The following is a 1641-nucleotide window of genomic DNA, read 5'->3' on the forward strand; positions in this document are numbered from 1 at the left end:
GCCGGGAGCCCGGCCGTCCTGGCGGACGTAGAAGAGGCCGGGAGCCCGGCTCCAGCCGATCAGGTCCCAGCCGGGGCCAAGCAGCGCGGTGGCGTTGCGGATCAGGTCGTACCGGCCCAGGCCGCGAAGGTACGGCTCCGGTGGCGGGCGCAGCAGGTCGGCGCCGTGCTGGCGCGGCAGTGCGGCCGGTGAGGCGGTCCCGACCGGCTCGGGGGCGGGCTGCCCGTGGTCCTGGTGCTGGTCGGCGGCTTCGGTTTCGCCTCACGAGGCGAATGGGGCCGGCTCCTGGCCATCGTCGAGGCCAGGGATGGGGGCGTTCAGGTCGAAGGCGGGGATTTTCCACAGGTCGATCCGCTCCAGCATCCTGCAGTGGCGGCGCTCGTCCTCGGTGAGGTCGGGCCGGCGTGCCTTGTCGCGGATCTTCTGGCCGATCGAGTAGGCGCGGTGGCTGTAGCCGGGCAGCCGCAGCGCCAGTTCCTCGAAGGCTGCGACCGGGTCGCCGGTGGCGGTCTCCTCCAGGAAGGCGGCGAGCTTGCGGCGCAGCGTGTCGGCGATGCCGAGGAGGTAGCGGCCGTCTTCTCCCCGGCGGGCGAGGTCGTCGTCGTCCTGGATGGCGGCCGCGGGTGCAGCGGGGGTAGCGGGTGCAGCGCTGCCGCGGTGCGGCTGCGGGGCCGGGTGCAGCGGACTCGTCTGCTGCTGCTTCGCGGGCCTTGGCCTTGGCGCGGTCGGCCTTGCTGCGGCATGAGCGGGGGCAGTACTGCTTCGGGCGCCCGGTGGGGCTCTTTGGTGCCGGGTTGGAGCAGCCGGGGCGGGCGCACTGCGGGGCCTGGCCCGCGTCGTCGGCCAGTTGGTCGGTGGCGGCGGTCGGCGGGGCGCTGTCCGTTCCGGGATCGTGGCCGCCGAGGTGAGCCGCTTGCCCAGGTTTCGCCCCGTCTCCGGCAGCGGGGCGAAACCTGCCGGCCGACTGCCGGGACAAGGGGAGCGGCATGCTGTCCGGTCTCGGTGAAGGCGGCGAACGATGCGCTCGACAGGGCGAACCGGTCGACGGGGTCTCAAGCAACGTGGCGAACAGCAGGTCACCGTGCCAACCCGGCAGAAGATCTCCCAAGTTCCGCCGTGATCACGACAGGCAGCCTTCGCCGCCTTCACGAAGAACGGACAGCCCCCACCGGCAGTGCCCAGCCTCCTCGCAGACGGTCGCGGGAGCGCACCTGCAAGTCAGCTGGGCATAGCGGCTAGCTCAGGAAGAACTGCTGGAAACTGGCGTACTGGCCGCTCTGGTCCTGGCATCCGAAGTGCCGCAGGCCGTAGTTGCTGTCATCGATGCACAAGCCCGTAGCCACGTTCCGCAGGACCACGGAGCCGTTGGGCTGTGCATACAGGTAGAACTGCTGGAAATTGGCGTACTGGCCATTCGGGTCCTGGCATCCGAAGTGCCGCAGGCCGTAGTTGCTGTCATCGATGCACAAGCCCGTAGCCGCGCTGTGCAGGGACCAGGTCTGACCGTTGTTGGACACTACGGTGAACTGCTGGAAAACGGCGTATTGGCCGCTCTGGTCCTGGCATCCGAAGTGCCGCAGGCCGTAGTTGCTGTCATCGATACACAGGCCCGTAGCCGCGCTGCGCAGGACCAGGGTGCCG

General features: G+C 70.1%; 3 protein-coding genes. 1 reads left to right on the forward strand and 2 read right to left on the reverse strand.

The annotated features are described in order from the left end of the window. Nucleotides 1-192 (forward strand): hypothetical protein (locus tag ACFV6I_RS32460; RefSeq protein WP_380429202.1); only part of this gene is annotated, 192 nt, incomplete at its 5' end. Nucleotides 193-261: 69 nt separating this feature from the next. Here the strand turns inward: ACFV6I_RS32460 and ACFV6I_RS32465 are convergent. Further along, complete coding sequence (locus ACFV6I_RS32465) at nt 262-1056, reverse strand: hypothetical protein (protein ID WP_380429205.1); 795 nt, start codon at nt 1054-1056, stop codon at nt 262-264. 179 nt (nt 1057-1235) lie between these two features. Then, on the reverse strand, nt 1236-1641 hold a 406-nt coding region (locus ACFV6I_RS32470), incomplete at its 5' end, for an RICIN domain-containing protein (protein ID WP_380429208.1).

Source organism: Kitasatospora sp. NPDC059803, assembly GCF_042732255.1.
Taxonomy (GTDB): Bacteria; Actinomycetota; Actinomycetes; order Streptomycetales; family Streptomycetaceae; genus Kitasatospora.